Consider the following 23,319-nt stretch of genomic DNA (forward strand, 5'->3'; position numbering starts at 1 on the left):
TCCGCCTAAGACACAACGGGCAAAACCGGGCAGGCGATACGGACTTGATCAGGATCCGTTATAGGCGTTTTGTGCCCATTCGACCCCGCGGGTGGCGACCGCTTCCGCGACGTCGGCGGCCCGGTCGACCAGGAACTCGAGCTCTTTGCGCTCGGCCGCGGAGAAGTCACTGAGCACGTAGTCGGCCGGGTCCTGGCGGCCGGGCGGGCGGCCGATGCCGAACCGCACCCGCGCATAGTCTTTGGTGCCGAGCGACTTCGACATCGAGCGCAGGCCGTTGTGGCCGCCCTCGCCGCCGCCGACCTTCGCGCGGATCTGGCCGTAGGGAATGTCGAGCTCGTCGTGGACGGCGATGATCTGCTCCGCCGGCACCTTGTAGAACTGCGCGAGCGCCACCACCGGGCCGCCCGAGAGGTTCATGTAGGTCAGCGGCTTGACCAGCACGAGGCGGGGCCCGCCGAAACCGAGCCGGCCCTCGGCGACCTCGCCGACCGCCCGGCGGTGCCGGCTGAACTTGGCGCCGATCCGCTCGGCGATCAGGTCGGCCACCATGAAGCCCACGTTGTGCCGGTTCTTGGCGTATTCACGACCCGGGTTGCCAAGACCCACCACCAGGAAGGGCGCTGTCGCTTCCACGCTTGTCATTCTCCCCAGGGCCTACAAGTGAGTTGCGAAAGGCCCCTCCCGGTCGGAGCCGGAAGGGGCCTGATCGCGCACAGACCAGTGTTTGGGTGTCCTACTCGGCGGAGCTGTCGCCCGCCTCGGCGGCCGCTTCGCCCTCGGCGCCCTCGGCGGCAGCCGCCTCGCCCTCGGCGGTCTCGCCCTCGAGCGCCTCGGCGCTCGGCGCGACGCTGATGACGGCGATGGTGGTCTCCGGGTCGGCGATCAGCTCGGTGCCGTCCGGCAGGCTGATGTCGGCGGCGGTGATCTTCGAGCCGGCCTCGAGGCCCTCGATCGAGACCTCGAAGTGGTCGGGCAGGCGGGTCGCGTCGGCGCTGACCGACAGGGTGTCGCTCTCGTGCACGACCAGGGTGCCGGGCGCGGCGTCGCCGACCAGGGTCACCCGGATGTCGACGGTGACCTTCTCGCCACGGCGCACGAGAAGCAGGTCGATGTGCTCGAAGGTGTCCTTCACCGGGTCGCGCTGGATCGCCTTCGGCAGGGCCAGGGCCTGGGTGCCGTCGCTGACCTCTATCGCGAAGAGCTGGTTGGCGCCACCGTGGCGGATCGCGGCGGCGAACTCACGGGCGGGAAGGGCGATGTGCTTGGGCTTCTCGCCGTGGCCGTAGAGCACGGCCGGCACCAGGCCGGCGCGCCGGGTGCGGCGGGCACCACCCTTGCCGAACTCGGTACGGGGTTCGGCGGCGATCTTTACCTCGGACACGGGAGAACTCCTGGATCTTGGTCTGGGCTGTGTGCAAGCGGCGGCGGTGCCGGGCGAGAGGCGCGCGGGGCTGGCCCGGACACCGCGTCGATGACGGCGCCCGTGGCTGCTCAGAGAACCAGCCGGGTCACCCTCGCCGTGGCAACCTCAATACTCTACCGGAGCCGGGGTGGCACCTTACCGCCGGGTCTGCCGGATTAGGCGCAACGCGCTGAAGCGGGTTGGTAGACAGCTCAGCGCAACGCGCTGAAGCGGGTTGGTGGACGGCTCAGCTCAACCCGCCGAACAACGTCGTGACGGAGCCGTCGTCGAAGACCTCGCGGATGGCCCTGGCCAGCAGCGGAGCTATCGACAGCACGGTGATCTTGTCGAGCCGCTTCTCCGGCGGCAGCGGCAGCGTGTTGGTCACGACGACCTCGCTGATCCGGCTGTTCTTGAGCCGCTCGGTGGCCGGGTCGGAGAGCAGCGCGTGGGTGGCCGCGACCACCACATCCGCCGCACCCGTGTCGTGCAGGATCTCGGCGGCCTTGCAGATGGTGCTGCCGGTGTCGATCATGTCGTCGACGATCAGGCAGACCCGGCCCTCGACGTCGCCGACCACCCGGTTGGCGACCACCTGGTTGGGCTTGAGCGGGTCGCGCGTCTTGTGGATGAAGGCCAGCGGGCAGCCGCCCAGCCGGTCGGTCCAGCGCTCGGCGACCCGGACCCGGCCCGAGTCGGGCGCGACCACGGTCATCGGCCGGCCGGCGTATTTGCGCTCGACGTAGCTGGCCAGCGTGTCCATCGCGAACAGGTGGTCGACCGGCCCGTCGAAGAAGCCCTGGATCTGGGCGGTGTGCAGGTCGACGGTCAGGATCCGGTTGGCACCGGCCTGCTTGAGCAGGTCGGCGACCAGCCGCGCGGAGATCGGCTCGCGGCCGCGGTGCTTCTTGTCCTGCCGGGCGTAGGGGTAGAAGGGCAGGACCACGGTGATCCGCTTGGCCGAACCGCGCTTGAGCGCGTCGACCATGATCAGCGTTTCCATCACCCACTTGTTGACGCCCTCGCCCGCGGACTGCACGACGAAGGCGTCGGAACCCCGGACGGACTCGCGGTAGCGGACGAAGATCTCTCCGTTGGCGAACTCGTAGGCGTCGGTCGGCGTCGGCGCCACGCCGAGCACCTCGCCCATCTCGGTGACCAGCTCGGGGAACCCCCGGCCGGAGAAGAGCATCAGGCTCTTGCGGTTTTCGGCGACGATGCTGCCCATGGGTGAGGCGCTCCGTGAGTTCGGCGGATGTTTACTCGCTTGAAGTATCTCCCGGAGCATCGACGTCGGCATGAGCGTCTTCGGTCACGTGCAGTTGGTCACGCGCGGCGCGCGCCGCTTCGGCCGCCGCTGTCCCGGGACGCCGGGATTCGACCCATCCTTCGAAGATCCGCTGCGGACCACCGGAAACCGACAACGCACCCGGCGGTACGTCACGCCGGACCACCGTGCCGGCGCCGGTGTAGGCGCCGTCGCCCACCTCGACCGGCGCGACGAACATGTTGTCGGAGCCGGTGCGGGCGTGGCTGCCGATGACCGTGCGGTGTTTGGCAACACCGTCGTAGTTGACGAAGACCGAGGCGGCGCCGATGTTGCTGTATTCGCCGATCGTGGCGTCGCCGACATACGACAGGTGGGGCACCTTGGAGCCCTCGCCGATCTCGGAGTTCTTGGTCTCGACGAACGTGCCGACCTTCGACTTGTGCGCGAGCCGGGTGCCGGCGCGCAGGTAGGCGTAGGGACCGACGCTCGCGCCCGGCCCGATCTGGGCCTGGACGGCATGTGCCCGCAGCACCGTCGCGCCGGCCTCGACGACCGTGTCGATCAGCGTGGTGTCGGGGCCGACCGTGGCGCCCGCCCCGACCCGGGTGGCGCCCCGTAGCTGGGTGTTCTGGTCGATCACCGCGTCGGGCTCGACGGTGGCGGTCACGTCGATCCAGGTGGTGGCCGGGTCGAGGATGGTGACGCCGGAGCGCATCAGGTCGGCGTTGACCCGGTCGCGGAGCCGGGCCCGCAGCCCCGCCAGCTCGAGCCGGTCGTTGCAGCCCAGGGTCTCCTCGGCGACCGTCGCGACGTGCACCGCGACCGGTTCGCCGGCCGCCGCGAGCAGGCCGAACACGTCGGTCAGGTATTCCTCGCCCTGGTCGTTGTCGCTGGTCAGCTTGGCCAGGGCGGCGCGCAGTAGGCGGGCGTCGAACGCGTAGATGCCGGCGTTGATCTCGCGGATCGCCTTCTCGGCCGGGCTCGCGTCGCGCTCTTCGACGATGCGCTCCAGGCCGCCGGCCGGGTCACGGACGATCCGGCCCAGCCCGGTCGGGTCGGGAACCTCGGCGGTGAGCACCGTTGCCGCGGTGCCGGCCTGCTCGTGCGCGGCCACCAGGGCGCCGACCGTCTCGCCGCGCAGCAGCGGCACGTCACCGTTGAGCACCACGACCGTGCCGGTCGCGTCGGGCACCGCGTCGAGCGCGATCCGCACCGCGTGGCCGGTGCCGTGCTGCTCGGCCTGCAGCACCGGGGTCGCGCCGGGCGCCACCTCGGCGAGGTGCGCCTCGACCTGGTCAGCGCCGTGGCCGACCACGACCAGCGTGCGACCGGCCTCGGCCGGCGCGGCGGCGGCCAGCACGTGACCCAGCAGGGTGCGGCCGAGCAAAGGGTGCAGCATCTTCGACAGCGCCGATTTCATCCGCTTTCCCTCGCCCGCGGCGAGGATGACGACGGTGCGGTCTTCGGTCACGAGGGGGCTCCCGTCGGACGGCGTACGGCGTGCCGCCTCATGTTAGTCGGGTGGTCAGAACGGGGCCGTCGGTCACCCGAAAGAAGCTGGGACGCCTGGATTCGAACCAGGACCTTCCGGATTCAAAGTCCGGCGGGCTGCCGTTACCCCACGTCCCACTGAGCCGGGTAAGCCTAGCTTGTCGCGCCCGCGTGGACATACGGTGTTCCTTTCCCCCGCACGGGTTAGTCGAACCTAGATTCCGCGCTTCTCCGGGTGCTAACTACGGTTGCGTAAGTTACGGTGACGTAGGCGTAAGTTTTCGATCACATTCCCGTGCGAGGTGCCATGACCACCGTCACCGCGACTCCCGACCAGACGACGACATCCATCGGCCCGAAGCCATTGACTGAGGGCAAGCAGCCGCTCGGGGTGCTGATCGCGCTCTGGTTCTTCGTCGTGCTGCCGTTCCTCGCGGTGCTGGCGGCGATTCCGGTCGCCGCCGCCGGCGGCTGGCTGACGTGGACCGACGCGGCGATCGCCCTGGTCCTTTACGTGGTCTCCGGCCTGGGCATCACGGTCGGCTTCCACCGCTACTTCACGCATGGCTCGTTCAAGGCGAAGCGCTGGCTGCGGGTGACCCTCGCGGTGGCCGGCTCCTTCGCGATCGAGGGCAACGTGATCCAGTGGGTCGCCGACCACCGCCGGCACCACGCGTTCTCCGACCTCGAGGGTGACCCGCACTCGCCGTGGCGTTTCGGCGGCGGCTTCTGGGGCCTCACCAAGGGCCTGTTCTTCGCACACGTGGGGTGGCTCTTCTCCCGCGAGCTGGGCAACCGGAAGCGGTTCGCGCCGGACCTGCTGGCCGACAAGGCGATCAGCCGGGTCGACCGGCTCTTCCCGCTGCTGGTCGTCATCTCGGTGCTGTCGCCCGCCCTGGTGGGCGGCCTGGTCACCATGTCGTGGACGGGCGCACTGACCGCGTTCTTCTGGGCCGGCCTGGTGCGCATCGCGGTGCTGCACCACATCACCTGGTCGATCAACTCGGTCTGCCACGTCTACGGCGAGCGCCCGTTCGAGGTGCGCCAGGGCGACAAGGCCAGCAACTTCTGGCCGCTCGCGATCCTGTCGTTCGGCGAGAGCTGGCACAACCTGCACCACGCCGACCCGACCTGTGCCCGGCACGGCGTGCTGCGCGGCCAGATCGACATCTCGGCCCGGGTGATCTGGCTGTTCGAGAGGGCCGGCGCCGCCTACGACGTGCGCTGGCCGAAGCCCGAGCGGATCGCCGCCAAACTCGTCGACAAGACAGCCTGATCCGATGACGCTCCCGGTGCGGGTCAGCGGCCCGCACCGGCGGGCTGGCAGGATGCTCGCGTGGTAGCCGACCCAGCCAATCCGGCGGGCGGCCGGTCCCGAGTCCGGATGTCCGCGACACAGCGTCGCGAGCAGCTGATCTCGATCGGGCGTCAGCTGTTCGCCGAGCGCGGCTTCGACGCCACGTCGATCGAAGAGGTAGCGGCCCGGGCCAAGGTTTCCAAACCGGTGGTCTACGAGCACTTCGGCGGCAAGGAAGGCCTCTACGCGGTCGTCGTCGACCGCGAGGTGCGCTCGCTGCTCGACCGGATCACCAACGCGCTGACCGCGGGGCACCCGCGCGAGCTGCTCGAACAGGCCGCGCTGGCGCTGCTCGACTACATCGAGCAGGAGACCGACGGGTTCCGGGTGCTGGTCCGCGAGTCGCCGGTGATGTCGTCGACCGGCAACTTCAGCAGCGTTCTCAACGACCTGGCTCACCAGGCCGAACACATCCTGGGCGCCGAGTTCAAGTCGCGCGGCTTCGACCCCAAGCTGGCCGAACTCTATTCACAGGCGCTGGTCGGCATGGTCGCGCTGACCGGCCGCTGGTGGCTGGAGGTGCGCAAGCCGCGCAAGGACGTGGTGGCCAGCCACCTGGTCAACCTGGCCTGGAACGGCCTTTCCCACCTCGAGTCCAAGCCGGCCCTGGTGGTCCGCGACCCGCGCTGACGGGTCAACGGCGGGGCGCGGTGCGCGGCCCGACCGAAGTGGTCTTGAAGGCCTGTTCGGACCGCGCCCGCTCGGGCGTGCCGGTCTTGTCGTACATCCCGGCCAGCAGCAGCAGGACGCCGAAGACCAGCGACAGGATCGCGGTCGACACCGAGAAGTTCAGGAAGTTGGCCGCGGTCTGCATGAAGGCCACCATGTAGATCCCGGTGGCCATGAACAGCACCGCGCCGGCGAGGTTGGTGTAGTGCTCGATGTTGCCGCCGATCAGGTTGGCCACCACCAGGATCAGGCCCCAGATCACCGAGATGATGGCGAACGCCAGGTTGGTACGCAGTCCCAGCGCCCAGGTGCTGTTCCGCGAGAACAGCGTGTCACCGACCGTCCTGGTCAACGAGACGCACCCGAAGATCAGGATGTACGTGCCGGTGAGCCCGGCCAGCGTCCGGTAGAGCGGCCGGAGCGGGTGGTTGAGCGGAAAGTGGGCCATGCCCCAATTGTGGGGCTAGGCCGCTTTCTCCGGGCTCAGAACTCCAGACGGGCCCGCTGCCACGCCCGGTGTTCCTCTTCCGAACCGACCCGGCCGTACATGGCGGACAGCAGCAGGATGATGCCCAGGACCATCATCACGATGCTGGTCGCCAGGGTGTGGCCCAGGTAGTTGGCGTCGGTGCGGATCGTCGCGAGCGTGGCCAGGCCGAGCGCCATCAGCACGTACGCGAACGCCCGGTTGACCGCCACGTCGATGTTGCGGCCGACCAACGTCGCGATCAGCACGATCGCGCCGACGACGATGCTGAGCAGCGAGTTGGCCAGGTTGGTGCCCTGGCCGAGGACGTTGCCGGCGTCCTGCGCGAACAGGCCGTCACCGCCGGTCGTCGCCACACCGATCCCGCCGAAGATCACCAGGTAGACCCCGGTCAGACCGGTGAGCACCCGGTAGGTAGAGCGTGCGGGGTGGTTGATCGGATTGTGCGTGGCCACGTGCCCTCCAGCGCCGATGTCGTCGGTCGAAGAAGATTGTGGCCCAACCACCTGGTCGGCAGCACATCGGGGTTACGAAGCGTCGACCTGCTCGGCCAGCGCGAGCCATTCCTCCTCGGCGCGCTCCCGCTCGGCGCGCACTTCGCGCAGGCGGGCGTCGAGGTCGGCGACCTTGGCGTAGTCGGTGGCATGGGTGGCGAGTTCGTCGTGCAGCGCCGCCTCCCGCTCGGTCAGCCGGCTGACCGCCCGCTCGAGCCGCGTCAGGTCCTTGCGGGCCGCGCGCACCTCGGCGGCGGACATCCCGGCGCGTTCCATCGGGGTGGCGGTCGGCGTCACCGCGGCCGGCGCCGGCGTCCCCGTCACCCGGGCCAGATACTCGTCGACGCCGCCCGGCAGGTGCACCAGCCGGCCATCGCCGAACAGCCCGAACACCGCGTCGGTGACCCGTTCGACCAGGTAGCGGTCGTGCGAGGCGACGATCAGCGTGCCCGGCCAGGAGTCGAGCAGGTCTTCCAGCGACGCCAGCGTGTCGGTGTCGAGGTCGTTGGTCGGCTCGTCCAGGAGCAGCACGTTGGGCTCGCCGGCCAGCAATCGGAGCATCTGCAGCCGGCGCCGCTCGCCGCCGGACAGGTCGCTGACCGGCGTCCAGAGGCTCGAGGTGCGGGTGCCCCCGCCGGACGGGCGGTCGACGAAGCCGAACACCTCGGCGAGTTGGGCCGCCGACAGTTCGCGGCCGCCCAGGTTGACCCGGCGGGCCACCTCTTCGACGGCCTCGAGCACCCGCAGGTCGCCGGGCAGCTCGGCCAACTCCTGGGAGAGGAAGGCGGGCTTGACCGTGGCGCCGACGGTGAACCGGCCGGCGGCCGGCGTCGACCGGCCGGCCAGCAGCCGCAGCAGCGTGGTCTTGCCGGCGCCGTTGGCACCGAGCAGCGCCACCCGGTCGCCGGGCCCGACCTGCCAGGTCACGTCGTCGAGGATCGGCTTGTCGCCGGCCTTCAGGAAGATGTTGGACAGGTCGTAGACCTGCTTGCCCAGGCGCGCGGTGGCCAGCCGCTGCAGCGAGAGCGTGTCGCGGGGCGGCGGCACGTCGGCGATCAGCGCGTTGGCCGCGTCGATCCGGAACCGCGGCTTGGAGGTGCGGGCCGGCGGCCCGCGACGCAGCCAGGCGATCTCCTTGCGGAGCAGGTTCTGCCGGCGGGCCTCGGTGGCCGCCGCGACCCGCTCGCGCTCGGCCCGGGCCAGGATCCAGGCCGCGTAGCCGCCCTCGTACGCCCGGATGGTCCGGTCGGCGACCTCCCACGTGCTGGTGCAGACCGCGTCGAGGAACCACCGGTCGTGGGTGACCACGACCAGCGCGCCCTTGCGGCCGGTCAGGTGGCGGGCCAGCCAGTCGACACCGGCGACGTCGAGGTGGTTGGTCGGCTCGTCGAGCACCAGCAGGTCGGCCGGGCGGACCAGCAGCGCGGCCAGCGCCACCCGGCGCCGCTCGCCACCGGACATCGGGCCGACCGGCTGGTCGAGGCCGAGGTGTGGCATGCCCAGGCCGTCGAGGATCGCCCGGACGCCGGCGTCGCCGGCCCACTCGTGCTCGGCGCCGAGGCCCTCGGCCAGCCAGGCGGTGCCGATCACGACCTCGCGCACGGTCGCTTCCGGCTCGAACGTCATGGTTTGCGGCAGCGCGGCGACCCGCAGGTCGCGGCGCAGCGTCACGCGACCCTCGTCGGGCTCCTCCTGCCTGGTGATCAGCCGCAGCAGGGTCGACTTGCCGGCGCCGTTGAGGCCGACCACGCCGATCCGGTCGGCGTCGTCGATCCCGGCCGAGACCCCGGTGAGCAGGGGTCCGGCCGCGCCGTAGCCCTTGGACACCCGGTCCAAGTTGACGATGTTCGCCATCAGACGACTCGGGCCCCGGCTACCGGGCCGGTGGCGGTGCGGGCCTCGCGACAGACGCCGGCGGCTTCCAGCGCGCTGGCCACCATGGCCGCCTCGGACTGGTCGTAGGCGAGGAAGACGCAGGTCGGGCCGGAACCCGAGACGAGGCCGGCGAGTGCGCCGGCCGCGCGGCCGGTCTTGAGCACGTCGGCCAGTTGCGGGCGCAGCGAGAGGGCGGCGGCCTGCAGGTCGTTGCCGAGGGCGCCGGCGAGCACCTCCGGGTCGCGCTGGCGGAGCGCGGCGAGCAGGTCGTCGGCGCTGCCCAGCGGCGGCGGCGCGGCGCGCAGGGCGCGGATCCGGTCGAGCTCGCTGTAGACGGCCGGGGTGGCCAGGCCGCCGTCGGCGATCGCCACCACCCAATGCCAGGTCGTCGGGCGGGCCAGCACCGGGCTGACCGTCTCGCCGCGGCCGGTGCCGAGCGCGGTGCCGCCGTACACCAGGAATGGCACGTCTGAACCGATCTCACCGGCGATCGCGGCGAGCTCGTCGCGCGACATGCCGGTGCCCCAGAGCGCGTCGCAGGCGACCAGCGCGGCCGCCGCGTCGGCGCTGCCGCCGGCCAGGCCGGCCGCCAGCGGGATCTGCTTGCGCAGGTGCAGCCGGGCGTGTGCCGGGACGCCGGCGTGGCGGGCCAGGGCCCGGGCGGCGCGGATCGCCAGGTTGCTCTCGTCGAGCGCCAGCTCACCGGCGCCGACGCCCTCCATCGTGAGGGTCAGCGTGTCACCGCGGCGGGCGGTCAGCTCGTCGTGCAGCGCGATCGCGTGGTAGACGGTGCTCAGCTCGTGATAGCCATCGGCCCGGACCGGACCGACGCCCAGGTGCAAGTTGATCTTCGCTGGCACCTTGACCTTGACCGGACCGGAGGCTCCCAGCCGGGGACGTTCGTCCTCCGGCTCCCACGCTTCGGTCACGAAGTGATGTCCCGGCTCAGCACGGCGTCAGCCTACTCGGGGAGGCTGGCGGGGACGTTGGCCGCCGCCGCGATGTCGGCGAACGCGCCCACGGCCAGCGACTCGCCCCGCGCGCCGGGATCGACACCGGCGGCCACCAGCACCCGCGCCGCCCGCTCCGGACCACCGGCCCAACCGGCCAGCGCCGCCCGCAGGGTCTTGCGGCGCTGCGCGAACGCCGCGTCGATAACCCGGAAAACATCCGCCCGGGGTACGTCGGCCCGCGGCGGCTCGCGCCGGACGAACCCGACCAGGCCCGAGTCGACGTTCGGCACCGGCCAGAACACGCTCGGCGGCACGCGACCGGCGGGCCGGGCCTCGGCGTACCAGGCCAGCTTGACCGAGGGGATGCCGTAGACCTTGCCGCCCGGCGTGGCGGTCAGCCGGTCGGCGACCTCTTTCTGCACCATGACCAGCCCGTGCCGCAGGGTGGGCAGCTCGGCCAGCAGGTTGAGCACCACCGGCACGGCGACGTTGTAGGGCAGGTTGGCGACCAGCGCGGTCGGCGCCGGTCGGAACTGCGCGGCGGTGACCCGCAGCGCGTCGGCGGCGTGCACGGTCAGCCGCCCCTCGGGCGCGCCCCGGTCCCGTGCGGTCTGTTCCAGCGCGCCGGCCAGCACCGGGTCGATCTCGACGGCCTGCACCCGGGCGCCGGCCGCGAGCAAACCGAGGGTGAGCGACCCCAGCCCGGGCCCGACCTCCAGGACCACCTCGTCGGCCGCCAGCCCCGCGGCGGCGACGATCCGCCGCACGGTGTTGGGATCGTGCACGAAGTTCTGCCCGAGCCGCTTCGTCGGCGCCACCCCGAGCCGGCTCGCGAGCACCCGGATCTCGGCCGGCCCTAGCAGTTCGGTCACGGCGCCGAGCCTACGAGTTACCGCCCGAGCCGATCGATCTGGGCCGTCAGCACCGACGTCGCGGCCGTGAGCAGCTCGCGGACCAGGTCTAGCTGCGCCGCCGAGTAGGGCCGGAAGACCTCGGCGCCGGCGGCCGCGATCGGGCCGAAGATCTCGCCGATCCGCTCCCGGGCGGTTGGCGTGAGGGTGACCACGACCCGCCGCCGGTCGCCCGGATCCGGCACCCGCGCCACATAGCCGGCGCCGGTCAGCCGGTCGATCATCGTCGTGGTCGAGCCGCTGGTCAGGCGCAGCGCGGCCGCCAGCTCGCCGGCCGTGGCCGAGCCGCCGAGCTGGTCGAGCACGTCGAGGCAGGCGCCGTCGGTGCGGTTGACGCCGAGCCGTGCGGCCACCGCCGCGTCGAACGCGTCGGTCGCCCGCTGGTTTTCCCGCACCGCCGCTGTCAGCGCGGCCGCCGCCTGGGCCCAACTCACGTTTACCTCTTGACTATCAAGATGCTTGATGGCCAAGATAATAGCCCATGGGACGGTTGCTGCTCACCCTGGAAGGCGTCGTCGAGGCACCCATCGAGCGGGTCGCCGAGGTCGCGCTGGCAGAGCAACCCGGCGCGCACGTCGACCGGGCCGCCCGCACGATCGCGGTGCAGGGCGACTGGTGGTTCCGGTCCGAGACGGCCCTGCACGCGGACGGTGGCGGGCAGACCCGGGTCGTCCGGCAGATCTTCGACGTGGCGGGGAAGGGTCGCTGGGCCGTCTGGTTCGTGGCCCGCAAGCCGCTGCGGGCCGCGCCGGGGGCGTTCGACGCCCGGTTGGCCGAGTTCGGGCGGCGGTTGGGCTGCCGCTCCTACCGGGTGAGAGAGGCTGCGCGCCCCCGCTGAGCGTGTGACGATCGGGGTGACGACCCGAGCCAACGGAAGGCGACCAACGATGTTCAAGCCAACCCGGCCGTTCAGCGGTTTCTCGGTCGACGACATCCCCGCCGCCAAGCGGTTCTACGGCGACACCCTGGGCATGCCGGTTTCCGAGGTCAACGGGATGCTGATGATCGACATCGGTGCCGGTGCCGAGGTGCTCGTCTATCCCAAGGCCAACCACCAACCGGCCACGTTCACGATCCTCAACTTCCCGGTCGCCGACATCGTGTCGGCGGTCGACGACCTGGCCGGCCGGGGGATCACCTTCGAGCGCTACGAGGGCATGCCACACGACGAGAAGGGCATCGTGCGCGGAAACGGCCCCGACATCGCCTGGTTCACCGACCCGGCCGGCAACGTGTTGTCTGTCTTGTCCGACCGCTAACCGCGGGTCTTCGCCAGGAGTTCGGCGATCTCCGCGGCGGTGCCGGTCTCGCCCAGCCGCGGGAAGATCCGCTCCACGCTGTTGCGGTGCGCTTCCTCCTGCGCGTCGGCCATCGCGTCGACCGCGAGCGTGACGTGGTAGCCGTGCTCGTACGCCGCCCGCGCCGTCGACTCGACGCCGATGCTGGTCGCGATGCCGGTCAACACGATCTGCGTGATGCCGCGCCGGCGCAGTTGCAGGTCGAGGTCGGTGCCGTAGAACGCCGACCAGTTGTGCTTGGTGACCACCACGTCCCCGGGGCGCTCGTCGACCAGCCGGTCCCAGCCGTCCGGCATGCCGGCGGCGCCGCGGGCGGCGGCCTCGGTGCGCCCCGGCGTGGCGTCGGCGAAGTCCGGCGCGAACGAGACCCGCACCCGCACGACCGGCAGGCCGTGCGCGCGGAACGCGTCGGCCAGCGCCGCGGACCGCTCGATCACGTCGCCGGCCGCGTGCGGCATCGTCGACATCGCGGCGACCCCCTGCTGCAGGTCGATGACGACCAGCGCGCTGCGGTCGTCCAAAGTGGTCAGTGTCATGATGGTGCACCTTTCGCATTGCCCACCCGACCGAGGGTTCGGTCGGCGACCGTCGCCACGAGCAACAGCGCGGCGACGACGAGCAGGAACAGGGCCAGCCGGTGCAGCCCCGTGGTGTCGGCGCCGTGCGCGAAGAACGCGCCGTTGGCGGCCGCGGCGACGATCGCGCCGAGATACATGAACGTGCGGAGCAGGCCGGCGGCGGCGCCGATCCGGGCCGGGTCGGCCTGGTGGTAGAGCGCACTCTGGTTGGCCAGGCCGTTGAGCCCCTGCGGCACGCCGGCCACCAGCGCGACCGCGGCCAGCAGCCAGATGCCGCTGTCGGGGCCCGCGGTCAGCAGCAACAGCGCGGCACCGAGTTGCACGACGGTGCCGACCACGAGCTTGCCGCGGACCGCGGCCCGCCGGCCGGTCAGCGTCGAGACCACCAGCGCGGCCACGAACGTGGGCAGCAGCACCAGGCCGGTCGCCGACGCGCTGAGCCCGCGGCCGGACTCCAGCCACTGGGTGAAGCCGTAGATGAACCCGTACGCGATGACGTAGCTCAACAGGTTGCGCCCGTAGGTCGCGAGCAGCGGCAGGTTGCCACCGAACACCCTCAGATCAAGGAACGGTTCGGCGGTACGCGACTCGCGGGCGGCGAGGGCGGCCCCGGCGAGCAGGGTGACCGGCAGCAGATACCAGTGCGCTGGCCGCATCAGAAACAGCAGCAACGTGGTCAGCAGCGCGGTGAACAGCGCGATCCCGGGCAGGTCGAGCCGGATCCGGGTGCGCGGCAGCGGCGTGCCCGGGAGCCGGCGCAGGCCCAGCACCAGGCAGGCGACGGCGAGCGGGACGTTGACCGCGAAGATCGTGCGCCAGCCGCCGAAGCCGATCAGCAGGCCGCCGAGCGTCGGCCCGACCACCGAGATGGTCTGCGCGGAGACGGCGAGCGCGGTCAGCACCCCGGCCGGGCTGTCCGCGCCGGAGCGGCGGATCAGATACATGGCGGCCGGGTAGCCGGCGCAGGTGCCCAGGCCCAGCAGGATCCGGGCGACCACCAGCACCCAGAGGTCAGGTGCCAGCGTGCCCAGCAGCCCGGCCGCGCCGACCAGCGCGCCGCCGACCAGGTAGAGCCGGCGCGGGCCGAAGGTGTCGACCAGCCGGCCGACGACCGGCTGCCCGACCGCGGTGGCCAGGTAGAGGCCGGAGACCAGCCAGGCGGTGTCCGACGGCGGCGCGCCGAGGGCGACCCCGATCGGGATCAGGGCGACCGCGATCATCGACGAGTTGATCGGGTTGAGCACCGCGCCGAGGATCATCGGCGCGATCAGCCGGCGGTCGAACCTCGCGGCCGGCGGTGCCGCGGGCGTGACGGCGGCGGTCACTCGGCCAGCCGGTCGAGCAGGGCCAGCGCCTCGATCACGGTCTGCCGTTCGGCCTCGGTGAACCGGTCCTGCAGCGACCGGGCCAGCCACTCCTCCCGGGCCCGGCTGGTGGACTCGAACATCCGCTGCCCGGCCGCGCTGAGCGAGATCACCTGGCGGCGGCCGTCGGCCGGGTCCGGGCGGCGGTCGATCAGACCCTGCTCGTCGAGCGCCGCGAGCAGCGTCGCCACCGACTGCGGGCGGACCCCCTCGGCGGCCGCGAGCGCGCTGGCCGACGCCGGGCCCTCCTTGCCGAGCCGGGTCAGCAGCGAGGTCTGCGACGGGGTCAGGGCGTCGGAGCCGGCGAGGGCGCGCAGCCGGCGGCGCAGGCGGCCGACCACGACGCGCAGGTCACGGGCGGCCCGCACGGCCGACTCTTCGGTCATGTGCGAACCGTAAAATTCTTCAGTTGAAACTGTCCAGTCTTAACTGGCTACCAGTGACCGAACGCACGCTCCGTCGCACCGGAGATCGCGGCGCACAGTTCGTCGACGTCGACGCCCTTGGCCTCGGCCAGCGCCCGCACGGTCAGCGGGATCAGATACGACGCGTTGGGCCGGCCACGGTAGGGCACCGGGGTCAGGTAGGGGGCGTCGGTCTCCACCAGCATCTGCTCGGCCGGCGTGACCACGGCCGCGGCCCGGAGCGCGGTGGCGTTGGCGAACGTCACGGTGCCGGCGAACGACAGGAGATAGCCACGGCGTACGCACTCCGCCGCGAAGTTCTCGTCGCCGGAGAAGCAGTGCAGCACCACCGTCTCCGGCGCGCCCTCCTCGTCGAGCACCCGCAGCACGTCGGCGTGCGCGTCCCGGTCGTGGATCACCAGGGCCTTGCCGTAGCGCTTGGCGATCGCGATGTGCGCCCGGAAGCTTGCCTCCTGGGCCGGTCGCCCCTCGTCAGTCGTGCGGAACGTGTCGAGCCCGGTCTCGCCGATCCCGCGCACCCGCTCGTCGGCGGCCAGCCCCTCGATGATCCGCAGCGCCTCGTCGAGGTTGGGCAGCCGCGGCGCCTCGTTGGGGTGCAGCGCCACGGTGGCCACCACGGCGGAGTGCTCGCGCGCCTTGGCCAGCCCCCAGCGCGACGACTCGACGTCGACACCCACCTGGACGAGCCGGTCGACGCCGGCGTTGGCGGCCGCGGCGATGGCGCCGGAGACCGGATCGGGCCCGAACACGTCGCGCCCGCCGCCGCTGGCCTCCGAGACGGTGATATCGATGTGCGTATGGCTGTCGGCCACCGGCACCGCCAGCGGGAGCGGCGGTGCCGGAAACTCGCCGGCGCGGCGCGCGGCGCGCTGCTGGCGTGACTCGTTCGGTTGCTCGGTCATCGCTGGTCAGCATCACATACGGCGGCAGTGACATAGCGCGCACCGCCGTGCGGGGGAAGTTCACGAACTGTTCACTGCCGGCACACGCGGCGCACCTAGGGTCTGCCGGGTGGCGGTCACCCCTCAGGAGCGCACGGGCTCCCCCACCGATCTGCGCGTCACCCTCGGCGACGTCACGTACCCCGCTGTCGAGATCGCGCGGGGCGCGGCCTACGAGCTGTTCAGCGCGGAGCCCGGCGAGGGCTTCGAGCGCGACCCGCGGCCCGGCCAGCGCTATCCCTTCCACCGGTTCACCCACGTCACCGAGATCACCGCGGTCAACGGCCGGCCGGCCGACCCGCACCACCCCGACCGGGTGCACCACGACGGCGCGGAAGAGCCCGACGACCCGATGACGCTGCCGCTGAGCCGGGCGATCGGCTGGCGCGAGGTGCACAGCCGCAGCCAGTACCCGGCGTCGGCCGGCGACCCGATCCTGGTCGCGCTGCGGGCCAGCGCCCACGTCCGGCGCGGCACCCGGATGGTCAAGCACCTGTCCGGCAGCCAGGTCGCGGCCTACCTGCGGGGCCGCCTGCCGCAGGGTTTCTGTTACCGCGAGTACGACGTGGCACACCTGCGTACCCCCGCCGACCTGAACCTGCTGCGCACCGAGGCCGACGACGGCCGCGATCCCGAGGACGTGGCGTTCGCCCTCCGCTGGCGCGCCGTCGACCCGTCGGACTTCGACGTGCCGTCGTACGACCGCTATCCGGGCCTGGTCTCGATGCCGTCCCACGACCGGATGGGCGCACCGGTGCTCGGCACGGGCTTCGCACCGAGCGGCCGGCACGTGATCCCCGAGTTCGTGACGAGCAACTTCACCGACCTCCCGATGCCGGCGAACGCGACCCTGGTCGCCTACACCGCCGACGGCGACGAGGCGATCCTCTACTCGTTCCAGCCGGAACAACGCGGCTGGCTGCGGATGGCCGGCCCACGCTGGCGCCCGTTGCTCTCCGAGCTGCCCGGCATACCGCCGGACCAGGAATACGTGCAGATCGGCGACCAGCAGTCGGCCGTCCACCTGGTCGGCACGTACGGCGGCGAAGAGTGCGTCGCGGTGGCCGACCCACCGGGCGAGTTCCGCGTGCTGGCGATGACCAGGGCCGCGCGCTATCCGGTGGACACGCTGGTCCGCCGCAACGAGTACGGCCGCTGGCGCGACGCGCCATGCCTGGTGCTCCGCCAGGAGTCGGGCTGGCTGCGGCTGCGCCTGTGCCGCCCCGACCCGGAGGCGGTGGCCCGCTTGGGCGCCCAGTGCTACGAACGCGGCATCTACGAAACCTGGGCGCCGCTCAGCGAGGTCACCGACCGCCAGATCGTCGACAACCGCTACGAGATCTAGCCGAGCCGGGCCAGTTCCTCGTCGACGATGGACGGGTCGAGTTTGCGGAAGACCGGCTTCGGGGCGGCCAGGGCGCGGCCGGACTCGATCGGCACGGACTCCCAGCGCGCGCCGACCGTGTAGTCGCCGGTCAGGACCGGGTATGACGGGCCGCCGTCGAGGTCGGAGACGACCTCGATCGATGGCATCGGGGCGTGTACGCCGGTGCCGCCGAGAAGCTCGTGCACCTTCTGGGCCGAGTGCGGCAGGAACGGGGTGAGCATCGTGTTGGCGTCGCTCACGACCTGCAGCGCGACGTGCAGGATCGTCGCCATCCGGGGCTTGTCGGCCTCGTCCTTGAGCTTCCACGGTGCCTGCTCGGACAGGTACTTGTTGGCCTCCGCCACCACCCGCATGGCCTCGCCGATGGCCTGCTTCTGGCGGCTCTTCTCGATCAGGCCGCCGACCGTGCCGAACCCCGCCTTCGCCACCGCCAGCAGGGCCTCGTCCTCGGGGGTCAGCTCACCCGCCGCCGGAATCTCGCCGAAGTTCTTCGCCGCCATCGAGATCGAGCGGTTGACCAGGTTGCCCCAGCCGGCGACCAACTCGTCGTTGTTGCGGCGGAGGAACTCGGCCCAGGTGAAGTCGGTGTCCTGGCTCTCCGGGCCGGCGACCGCGATGAAGTAGCGAAGCGCGTCGGCGTCGTAGCGGTCCAGGAAGTCGCGTACGTAGATGACCACCTGGCGCGACGACGAGAACTTGCGGCCCTCCATGGTGAGGAACTCGCTGGAGACCACCTCGGTCGGCAGGTTGAGCGCGCCCAGGTCGCCGGGTGAGCCGCCGCGCGAGCCCTGGCCCGAATAGCCCAGCAGGATCGCCGGCCAGATGACCGAGTGGAAGACGATGTTGTCTTTGCCCATGAAGTAGTAGGCGGCGGCGTCCTTGCCCTCACCGTCGGCCGACCACCACTTCTTCCACGCCGACGGGTCGCCGGTGCGGCGGGCCCACTCGATCGACGCCGACAGGTAGCCGATCACGGCGTCGAACCAGACGTAGATGCGCTTGTCGGAGCGGTCGCGCCAGCCGTCGAGCGGGATCGGCACGCCCCACTCGAGGTCGCGGGTGATCGCCCGGGGCTGCAGGTCGTCGAGCAGGTTGCGGGAGAACCGCAGCACGTTGGGGCGCCAGCCGTCGCGGGTGTCGAGCCAGGCGGCGAGCGCGTCGGCGACGGCCGGTAGGTCGAGGAAGAAGTGCTCGGTCTCCACGAACTCCGGGGTCTCGCCGTTGATCCGGGAGCGCGGGTTGATCAGCTGCTCCGGGTCGAGTTGGTTGCCGCAGTTGTCGCACTGGTCGCCGCGGGCGCTGCCGTACCCGCAGATGGGGCAGGTGCCTTCGATGTAGCGGTCCGGAAGCGTGCGCCCGGTCGACGGGGAGATCGCACCCAGCGTGGTCTTGGCGACGATGTAGCCGTTGCGGTAGAGCCCGTCGAACAGGTCCTGCACCACCTGGTAGTGGTTGCCGGTCGTGGTGCGGGTGAACAGGTCGTAGGACAGGCCCAGCCCGTGCAGGTCTTCGACGATCACCCGGTTGTAGCGGTCGGCCAGCTCGCGGGGGGTGACACCCTCGTTGTCGGCCTGCACCTGGATCGGGGTGCCATGCTCGTCGGTGCCCGACACCATGAGCACGTCGTGGCCGGCCATCCGCATGTAACGGCTGAACACGTCGGCGGGGACGCCGAAGCCGGAAACATGGCCGATGTGACGCGGGCCGTTGGCGTAGGGCCAGGCAACCGCGGCGAGAACGTGACTCATGGGCGCAAGGGTAGTGAGCCTTGGTTGAGCGCGGCCAACGAGCCACACACCCCCACCCACATTGTCCGGATTTATCCGCCGACACGCCCTTTACCTGCACGAACGGTGACGTGGGGCGTTGTCCAATGAGATTTGTGAGCGTGACGCCCGAACGGCCCGAGACCGCCCCCGAGTCAGAGCTGGTCGATTACCAGGTCGCAGCCGCCCATGACACCGAGCCCATCAACGAGCCGGACCCGTCGCGGGATGCGGTCGGTCGGGCATCCGTCCCCGCCCCGGCCCGCGAGCCGGCCGCGGTCAACGGTCTGGCCGCCGCGGTGCAGGGCGCCGCGCTGGCCCGCAGCGGCGCCAAGGTCGACACGCTCCGCGACGCGACCCCGCCCGCGGCCCGGACGGCCGGCGGCCCCTTGATCACCGAGGTCGTCGACCGGGACGCCTGGTCGCCGACCCGGTTGGCCGCCCGGGCCCGCGCGGCCACCCGGCCCCGGCACGTCGCCACCCGCTCCCGGCGCCCGCGCCGGCCCCGCCAACTGCGCGCCGCGCTGGGCATGCTGGTCGTACTGGCACTCGCCGGCACGTTCTTCGCCTGGGTCACCGCCGAGCCGATCTGGCTCGCCGCCGGTCGCGGCGACACCGGCACCGCGACGGTCGCCGGCTGCGTCGGCTCGGGCCTCACCCAGCGCTGCCGGGGATCCTTCGCCGCGGCAGACGGTCGTTACACCACCGAGGGGGTACGTCTGATCGGCGTGAGCCGGGCGCAGACGGCCACCGGCACCCGGTTCCAGGCCCAGATGGTGCACGCCGGCAGCGCCACCGCGTACCTGGAGAACGGGATGCTGATGACGCTGCGCTGGCTGCTCGGGGTGCTGCTGGTGCTGCTGACCGGCGTGGGCATCGTGCTGGCCACCGGCGCCCTGCGGCTCGAGGACCGGCGGGCCCGGCGCACCGCCGCGGTCTGCGGGCTGGCCGCCCCGCTGCTGGTCACGATCGGTTTCCTCGCGGCCACCTACTGAGGCGCGTGCACGATCGTGTAGACCTCGCGCCGGCGTACCCCATGCCGCTCCGCGACCGCCGCGATCGCGTCGCGCCGGGACAGGCCCTCGGCCTCGGCCGCGGCGACCTCCGCCCGCAGCGCCTCGTCGTCAGGACGGGTCGCCGCCGCCGGCGGCGCGCCCGCCACCACCAGGGTGATCTCGCCCTTGGGGTCGCCCGCCGCCGCCCACTCCGCGAGCCTGCCGAGCGGCCGGCGGACAACCTCCTCGTAGGTCTTGGTCAGCTCCCGGCAGACCGCCGCCGGCCGGTCGGCGCCGAACGCCGCCGCCAGGTCGGTGAGCATCGCGGCCAGCCGGTGCGGCGCCTCGAAGAGCACCAGCGTGCGCTCCTCGGCGGCCAGCGCGGCCAGCCGGGACCGCCGCGCGGCGCCGGTGCGCGGCAGGAAGCCTTCGAAGCAGAACCGGTCGGTGGGCAGCCCGGAGAGGGCCAGGGCAGTGGTCACCGCGCTGGGACCGGGCGCGGCGGTGACCGGCAGGCCGGCGTCGAGCGTGGCCCGGACGAGCCGGTAGCCGGGGTCGGAGACGCTGGGCATGCCGCCGTCGGTCACCAGAGCGACGACAGCGCCATCACGGAGCGTGTCGACCAGCTCCGGCGTACGCCGTTCCTCGTTGCCTTCGAAGTAGGAGACGATCCGGCCGGCGACGGTGATGCCGAGATCGCGGGCGAGCCGCACCAGCCGGCGGGTGTCCTCGGCGGCCACGACGTCGGCCTCGGCCAGCGCGTCACGCATCCGTTGCGAAGCGTCACCAGGATTGCCGAGGGGCGCGCCAACTAGCACCAACCGCCCATTTTCTGGCACTTCATAGCCCCTTGTTTATTCACGGTCCTCAGCCGGCACGAGGCTTCGCCTCATCCCGCCTTCCGGTCACTTGCTAACCGGTACGGCCAACACCGCCCCGCCGAACACCTCAATTCGGTCTCGGCAGCCTACGATCGCGTGGTGACCCTGGCGGCGACGAGCGTAGCGAGCCCCGATGCCGGCCCCGAGGAGGCCGAGGCACCGGAGCGCGACGGCCCGACCTCCATAGCGGCACCGGCGAGGGCCGTGCCCGACGTGATCCGGCGCCGGCTGCTGCCGTTCGACGCGCGCCGCGATCCGTGGTCGTGGGCGGTCACCGGGTTTGTCGTAGCCGTCGCGGCACTGGTCCGGTTCATCGGGCTCGGCCACCCGCCCGGCAAGATCTTCGACGAGACCTACTACGCCAAGGACGCCTACGGCCTGCTGACCAAGGGCGTCGAATGGAACTACAAAGACAACATCGCGTCGTACGTGGTCCACCCGCCCCTCGGCAAATGGCTCATCGCGGTCGGTGAGTGGATGTTCGGCTACCAGGACGCCGACGGCAATGTGCGCGCCGCCGGTCACCTGTGGACCGCCTCCCCCGAGTTCGGCTGGCGCTTCTCGGCCGCCGTCGCCGGCACCATCTCCGTGCTGGTCATGGTGCGGGTCGCGCGGCGGATGTTCGGCTCGACCACGCTCGGCGCCGCGGCCGGCCTGCTGCTCGCCCTCGACGGCTTCCACCTCGTGCTCTCGCGCACGGCCATCCTCGACATCTTCCTGCTGCTGTTCATCCTCGCCGCGTTCGGCGCGCTGGTCGCCGACCGCGACGCACGCCGCCGCCGCTGGCTGACCGCGATGGAGAACGGGCTCGACCCGACCCGCCTCGGCCGCGCCGGCCGGCTCGGCATCGCGTTCCCGTGGTGGCGGCTCGCCGCCGCGGTGTTGTTCGGCTGCGCCGTCTCGGTCAAGTGGAGCGCGCTGTTCTTCCTGCCCGCGTTCCTGATCCTGATCCTCTGGTGGGAATACGGCACCCGCCGCACGGTCGGCGCCCGGCACCCGGTCCGCGACACGTTCCTCGACGAGTTCGGCTGGATCGCGATGTTCGTCGCGGTGGCCTTCGTGGTCTACCTGGCGAGTTGGAGCGGCTGGTTCCTCACCGACGACGGCTTCTACCGGCACTGGCTCGCCGGCAACAACCGGCCCGAGCCGCCGGTCATCGGCGCCCTGCAGAACCTGTGGCACTACCACAAGGAAGCCCTGGCGTTCCACGAAGGCCTCGACACCAAGCACACCTACCAGTCGTGGCCGTGGCAATGGCTGCTGCTCGGCCGCCCGGTCGCGTTCTACTGGTCCAACAGCGGCACCTGCGGCACCGACTCGTGCGCGTCCGAGGTGCTGCTGCTCGGCACGCCGGTGCTCTGGTGGTCGTTCCTGCCGGCCCTCGCGGCCCTGGTCTGGCTCGGCGTCGCGCGCCGCGACTGGCGGGCCGGCGCGATCCTGCTGATGGTCTTCTTCGGCCTGGTCCCGTGGTTCTGGTTCGCGATCGACAACGGCCGCACGATGTTCTCGTTCTACACCGCGCCCGCCCTGCCGTTCATGGTCCTGGCGGTGGTCTACGCGCTCGGCGCGATCATGTCGCCGGCCACCAGACCGGCAACGCCGTCGCCCGAGTCGGCCCGCAGACTCGCCGACCGCCGGCTGATCGGCGGTGTGGTCGTCGGCGCCTACCTGGTGCTGGTCGTGCTCTGCTTCGCCTACTTCTTCAAGGTCTTCGTCGGCGACGTCATGCCCTACGCCGACTGGTCCGCGCGGATGTGGCTGGGGTCGCGCTGGATATAGCGTGTTCGGCGTGACCGAACCGCTTTGGACCGGCGTCGCGGTAGCGCTGGTGACCCTGTTCGACGACGACGGCGCGGTCGACGAGCGCGCGACCGCCGCACACGCGGCCCGGCTGGCCGCCGAAGGCATCCAGGCGGTCCTGGTCGGTGGCAGCACCGGCGAGTCCGACACCCTCTCCGACGCCGAACTGGCCGGCCTGACCGCGGCGGTCCGAGCCGCACTGCCGGGCGACGTGCCGGTGGTGACCGGGGCGAGCGGCGCCTGGCGGGGCGCGGCCGCAGCCCGGGTCCAGGCGGCCGTCGGTGGCGGCGCCGACGCGGTGCTGGTGGCACCGCCCCGCCGCCGGGGTGACCTGGCCGCCTACTACGCCGCAGTCGCCGAGGCCGCCGGCCCGGCGCCGGTCCTGGCCTACCACTTCCCCGGGGTGGCCGGCGGCGAGGTCCCGGTCGCGGCGCTGCCCGAATTGCCGATCGCGGGTGTGAAGGACTCGACCGGCTCGGCCGAGCGGCTGCTCCAGGAATTGGCGGCCTGGGACGGCGCGGTGTTCGTCGGCTCGGCCGCGCTGGTGCTGCTGGCCGGCGCGCTCGGCGCGGCCGGAGCCATCCTGGCGGTGGCCAACGCCTACCCGGCCGAGTCGCTGGCCGCGTTCGGCGGGGACGCCGCCGCACAGCGGGCCCTGCTCGCGCCGCACCTGCGAGCCAAGGAGTCGTTTCCGGCCGGGCTCAAGTCGCTGGTCGCGGCGCGCTATGGCACGTCAGAGGCCGCGCGCCTCGGCTGAACGCGGCGGGCGCGGAAGTCGCCCCAGCCCGGAAGTCGCGCGGACCCGGAAGTCGCCCGGACCGGGAAGTCGCCCGGACCCCGCAGTCGCCCGGACCCCGCAGTCGCCCGGACCCGGAAGTCGCCCGGACCCCGCAGTCGCCCGGACCCGGAAGTCGCCCGGACCCCGCAGTCGCCCGGACCCGGAAGTCGCCCGGACCCCGCAGTCGCCCGGAC

Annotated in this window: 24 protein-coding genes and 1 tRNA gene; 8 read left to right on the forward strand and 17 right to left on the reverse strand. The window is 71.9% G+C overall.

The window, feature by feature from the left end:
• Positions 1 to 48 precede the first annotated feature (48 nt).
• From pth to AB0J74_RS05075, 5 genes are all read right to left on the reverse strand, one after another.
• Positions 49 to 636: an aminoacyl-tRNA hydrolase gene (gene pth, locus AB0J74_RS05055; protein ID WP_363444811.1), complete on the reverse strand. Its 588-nt coding sequence runs from the start codon at positions 634 to 636 to the stop codon at positions 49 to 51.
• A gap of 100 nt (positions 637 to 736) precedes the next feature.
• Positions 737 to 1,384, reverse strand: a complete 648-nt coding sequence (locus AB0J74_RS05060; protein WP_363444813.1) for a 50S ribosomal protein L25/general stress protein Ctc — start codon at positions 1,382 to 1,384, stop codon at positions 737 to 739.
• 268 nt (positions 1,385 to 1,652) lie between these two features.
• Complete coding sequence (locus AB0J74_RS05065) at positions 1,653 to 2,633, reverse strand: ribose-phosphate diphosphokinase (protein WP_363444815.1); 981 nt, start codon at positions 2,631 to 2,633, stop codon at positions 1,653 to 1,655.
• Between the two features lie 31 nt (positions 2,634 to 2,664).
• Positions 2,665 to 4,146: a bifunctional UDP-N-acetylglucosamine diphosphorylase/glucosamine-1-phosphate N-acetyltransferase GlmU gene (gene glmU, locus AB0J74_RS05070; RefSeq protein ID WP_363444818.1), complete on the reverse strand. Its 1,482-nt coding sequence runs from the start codon at positions 4,144 to 4,146 to the stop codon at positions 2,665 to 2,667.
• An 86-nt stretch (positions 4,147 to 4,232) separates the two neighbouring features.
• Positions 4,233 to 4,304: transfer RNA gene (locus AB0J74_RS05075), tRNA-Gln, on the reverse strand.
• A 169-nt stretch (positions 4,305 to 4,473) separates the two neighbouring features.
• Here AB0J74_RS05075 and AB0J74_RS05080 point away from each other — a divergent pair.
• Positions 4,474 to 5,442 (forward strand): acyl-CoA desaturase, encoded by a 969-nt coding sequence (locus AB0J74_RS05080; RefSeq protein ID WP_363444820.1) that lies wholly within the window; start codon positions 4,474 to 4,476, stop codon positions 5,440 to 5,442.
• A 108-nt stretch (positions 5,443 to 5,550) separates the two neighbouring features.
• Positions 5,551 to 6,153, forward strand: coding sequence for a TetR/AcrR family transcriptional regulator (locus AB0J74_RS05085; protein ID WP_363444822.1), 603 nt, complete (start codon positions 5,551 to 5,553; stop codon positions 6,151 to 6,153).
• Positions 6,154 to 6,157: 4 nt separating this feature from the next.
• Here the strand turns inward: AB0J74_RS05085 and AB0J74_RS05090 are convergent, their stop codons facing one another.
• The 6 genes from AB0J74_RS05090 to AB0J74_RS05115 form a co-directional block, all read right to left on the reverse strand.
• Entirely contained in the window at positions 6,158 to 6,640 is a 483-nt protein-coding gene (locus tag AB0J74_RS05090) for a DUF4383 domain-containing protein (protein ID WP_363444824.1), read from the reverse strand.
• Between the two features lie 35 nt (positions 6,641 to 6,675).
• Positions 6,676 to 7,134, reverse strand: coding sequence for a DUF4383 domain-containing protein (locus AB0J74_RS05095; protein ID WP_363444826.1), 459 nt, complete (start codon positions 7,132 to 7,134; stop codon positions 6,676 to 6,678).
• Positions 7,135 to 7,206: 72 nt separating this feature from the next.
• Positions 7,207 to 9,027 (reverse strand): ABC-F family ATP-binding cassette domain-containing protein, encoded by a 1,821-nt coding sequence (locus AB0J74_RS05100; RefSeq protein WP_363444828.1) that lies wholly within the window; start codon positions 9,025 to 9,027, stop codon positions 7,207 to 7,209.
• On the reverse strand, positions 9,027 to 9,977 hold the full coding sequence (locus AB0J74_RS05105) for a 4-(cytidine 5'-diphospho)-2-C-methyl-D-erythritol kinase (RefSeq protein ID WP_363444830.1): 951 nt from the start codon (positions 9,975 to 9,977) through the stop codon (positions 9,027 to 9,029). Before AB0J74_RS05105 ends, AB0J74_RS05100 begins: the two co-directional genes overlap by 1 nt.
• 32 nt (positions 9,978 to 10,009) lie before the next feature.
• On the reverse strand, positions 10,010 to 10,873 hold the full coding sequence (rsmA, locus tag AB0J74_RS05110; RefSeq protein ID WP_363444832.1) for a 16S rRNA (adenine(1518)-N(6)/adenine(1519)-N(6))-dimethyltransferase RsmA: 864 nt from the start codon (positions 10,871 to 10,873) through the stop codon (positions 10,010 to 10,012).
• A 17-nt stretch (positions 10,874 to 10,890) separates the two neighbouring features.
• Positions 10,891 to 11,346 carry a MarR family transcriptional regulator gene (locus AB0J74_RS05115; RefSeq protein ID WP_363444834.1) on the reverse strand — a complete coding sequence of 152 codons (456 nt, stop codon included), beginning with the start codon at positions 11,344 to 11,346 and terminating at the stop codon, positions 10,891 to 10,893.
• 47 nt (positions 11,347 to 11,393) lie between these two features.
• Here AB0J74_RS05115 and AB0J74_RS05120 point away from each other — a divergent pair, with 47 nt between their 5' ends.
• Positions 11,394 to 11,750, forward strand: a complete 357-nt coding sequence (locus AB0J74_RS05120) for a hypothetical protein (protein WP_363444836.1) — start codon at positions 11,394 to 11,396, stop codon at positions 11,748 to 11,750.
• Positions 11,751 to 11,799: 49 nt separating this feature from the next.
• A complete protein-coding gene (locus AB0J74_RS05125; RefSeq protein ID WP_363444838.1) occupies positions 11,800 to 12,171 on the forward strand; it encodes a VOC family protein in 372 nt (123 codons plus the stop codon).
• Here the strand turns inward: AB0J74_RS05125 and AB0J74_RS05130 are convergent.
• From AB0J74_RS05130 to AB0J74_RS05145, 4 genes are read right to left on the reverse strand one after another with little or no spacing between them, the layout of a single operon-like run.
• Positions 12,168 to 12,746, reverse strand: a complete 579-nt coding sequence (locus AB0J74_RS05130; protein ID WP_363444840.1) for a hydrolase — start codon at positions 12,744 to 12,746, stop codon at positions 12,168 to 12,170. The two genes, AB0J74_RS05125 and AB0J74_RS05130, sit on opposite strands and share 4 nt — an antisense overlap.
• Entirely contained in the window at positions 12,743 to 14,113 is a 1,371-nt protein-coding gene (locus AB0J74_RS05135; RefSeq protein ID WP_363444842.1) for an MFS transporter, read from the reverse strand. The genes AB0J74_RS05130 and AB0J74_RS05135 overlap by 4 nt, the downstream gene beginning before the upstream one ends.
• Positions 14,110 to 14,538, reverse strand: coding sequence for a MarR family transcriptional regulator (locus AB0J74_RS05140; RefSeq protein ID WP_363444844.1), 429 nt, complete (start codon positions 14,536 to 14,538; stop codon positions 14,110 to 14,112). The genes AB0J74_RS05135 and AB0J74_RS05140 overlap by 4 nt, the downstream gene beginning before the upstream one ends.
• Before the next feature lie 47 nt (positions 14,539 to 14,585).
• The gene (locus AB0J74_RS05145) at positions 14,586 to 15,479 is read right to left on the reverse strand and encodes a TatD family hydrolase (protein WP_363444846.1); all 894 of its coding nucleotides are present in this window, start codon (positions 15,477 to 15,479) and stop codon (positions 14,586 to 14,588) included.
• Positions 15,480 to 15,588: 109 nt separating this feature from the next.
• Between AB0J74_RS05145 and AB0J74_RS05150 the strand changes: the two genes are divergently transcribed.
• Positions 15,589 to 16,863 (forward strand): hypothetical protein, encoded by a 1,275-nt coding sequence (locus tag AB0J74_RS05150; protein ID WP_363444848.1) that lies wholly within the window; start codon positions 15,589 to 15,591, stop codon positions 16,861 to 16,863.
• On the opposite strand, the gene metG is transcribed toward AB0J74_RS05150, so the two are convergent.
• Positions 16,860 to 18,653 (reverse strand): methionine--tRNA ligase, encoded by a 1,794-nt coding sequence (gene metG, locus AB0J74_RS05155; RefSeq protein ID WP_363444850.1) that lies wholly within the window; start codon positions 18,651 to 18,653, stop codon positions 16,860 to 16,862. The genes AB0J74_RS05150 and metG overlap by 4 nt on opposite strands.
• Positions 18,654 to 18,793: 140 nt before the next feature.
• Here metG and AB0J74_RS05160 point away from each other — a divergent pair, with 140 nt between their 5' ends.
• Positions 18,794 to 19,666 (forward strand): hypothetical protein, encoded by an 873-nt coding sequence (locus AB0J74_RS05160; RefSeq protein WP_363444852.1) that lies wholly within the window; start codon positions 18,794 to 18,796, stop codon positions 19,664 to 19,666.
• On the opposite strand, the gene rsmI is transcribed toward AB0J74_RS05160, so the two are convergent.
• Positions 19,660 to 20,505, reverse strand: coding sequence for a 16S rRNA (cytidine(1402)-2'-O)-methyltransferase (rsmI, locus tag AB0J74_RS05165; RefSeq protein WP_363444853.1), 846 nt, complete (start codon positions 20,503 to 20,505; stop codon positions 19,660 to 19,662). The two genes, AB0J74_RS05160 and rsmI, sit on opposite strands and share 7 nt — an antisense overlap.
• Before the next feature lie 141 nt (positions 20,506 to 20,646).
• Here rsmI and AB0J74_RS05170 point away from each other — a divergent pair, with 141 nt between their 5' ends.
• On the forward strand, positions 20,647 to 22,326 hold the full coding sequence (locus tag AB0J74_RS05170) for a phospholipid carrier-dependent glycosyltransferase (protein ID WP_363444855.1): 1,680 nt from the start codon (positions 20,647 to 20,649) through the stop codon (positions 22,324 to 22,326).
• Positions 22,327 to 22,336: 10 nt separating this feature from the next.
• Positions 22,337 to 23,104 carry a dihydrodipicolinate synthase family protein gene (locus tag AB0J74_RS05175; RefSeq protein WP_363444857.1) on the forward strand — a complete coding sequence of 256 codons (768 nt, stop codon included), beginning with the start codon at positions 22,337 to 22,339 and terminating at the stop codon, positions 23,102 to 23,104.
• The last annotated feature ends 215 nt before the right edge of the window (positions 23,105 to 23,319 follow it).

It is taken from the genome of Asanoa sp. NPDC049573, assembly GCF_040676615.1.
In the GTDB taxonomy this organism is placed as follows: domain Bacteria; phylum Actinomycetota; class Actinomycetes; order Mycobacteriales; family Micromonosporaceae; genus Asanoa.

Coding starts and splice junctions, on each gene's coding strand:
- AB0J74_RS05065 (WP_363444815.1), bottom strand. CDS start 2,633: ATGGGCAGCATCGTCGCCGAAAACCGCAAGAGCCTGATGCTCTTCTCC.
- AB0J74_RS05080 (WP_363444820.1), top strand. CDS start 4,474: ATGACCACCGTCACCGCGACTCCCGACCAGACGACGACATCCATCGGC.
- AB0J74_RS05085 (WP_363444822.1), top strand. CDS start 5,551: ATGTCCGCGACACAGCGTCGCGAGCAGCTGATCTCGATCGGGCGTCAG.
- AB0J74_RS05090 (WP_363444824.1), bottom strand. CDS start 6,640: ATGGCCCACTTTCCGCTCAACCACCCGCTCCGGCCGCTCTACCGGACG.
- AB0J74_RS05100 (WP_363444828.1), bottom strand. CDS start 9,027: ATGGCGAACATCGTCAACTTGGACCGGGTGTCCAAGGGCTACGGCGCG.
- AB0J74_RS05120 (WP_363444836.1), top strand. CDS start 11,394: ATGGGACGGTTGCTGCTCACCCTGGAAGGCGTCGTCGAGGCACCCATC.
- AB0J74_RS05125 (WP_363444838.1), top strand. CDS start 11,800: ATGTTCAAGCCAACCCGGCCGTTCAGCGGTTTCTCGGTCGACGACATC.
- AB0J74_RS05130 (WP_363444840.1), bottom strand. CDS start 12,746: ATGACACTGACCACTTTGGACGACCGCAGCGCGCTGGTCGTCATCGAC.
- AB0J74_RS05140 (WP_363444844.1), bottom strand. CDS start 14,538: ATGACCGAAGAGTCGGCCGTGCGGGCCGCCCGTGACCTGCGCGTCGTG.
- AB0J74_RS05145 (WP_363444846.1), bottom strand. CDS start 15,479: ATGACCGAGCAACCGAACGAGTCACGCCAGCAGCGCGCCGCGCGCCGC.
- metG (WP_363444850.1), bottom strand. CDS start 18,653: ATGAGTCACGTTCTCGCCGCGGTTGCCTGGCCCTACGCCAACGGCCCG.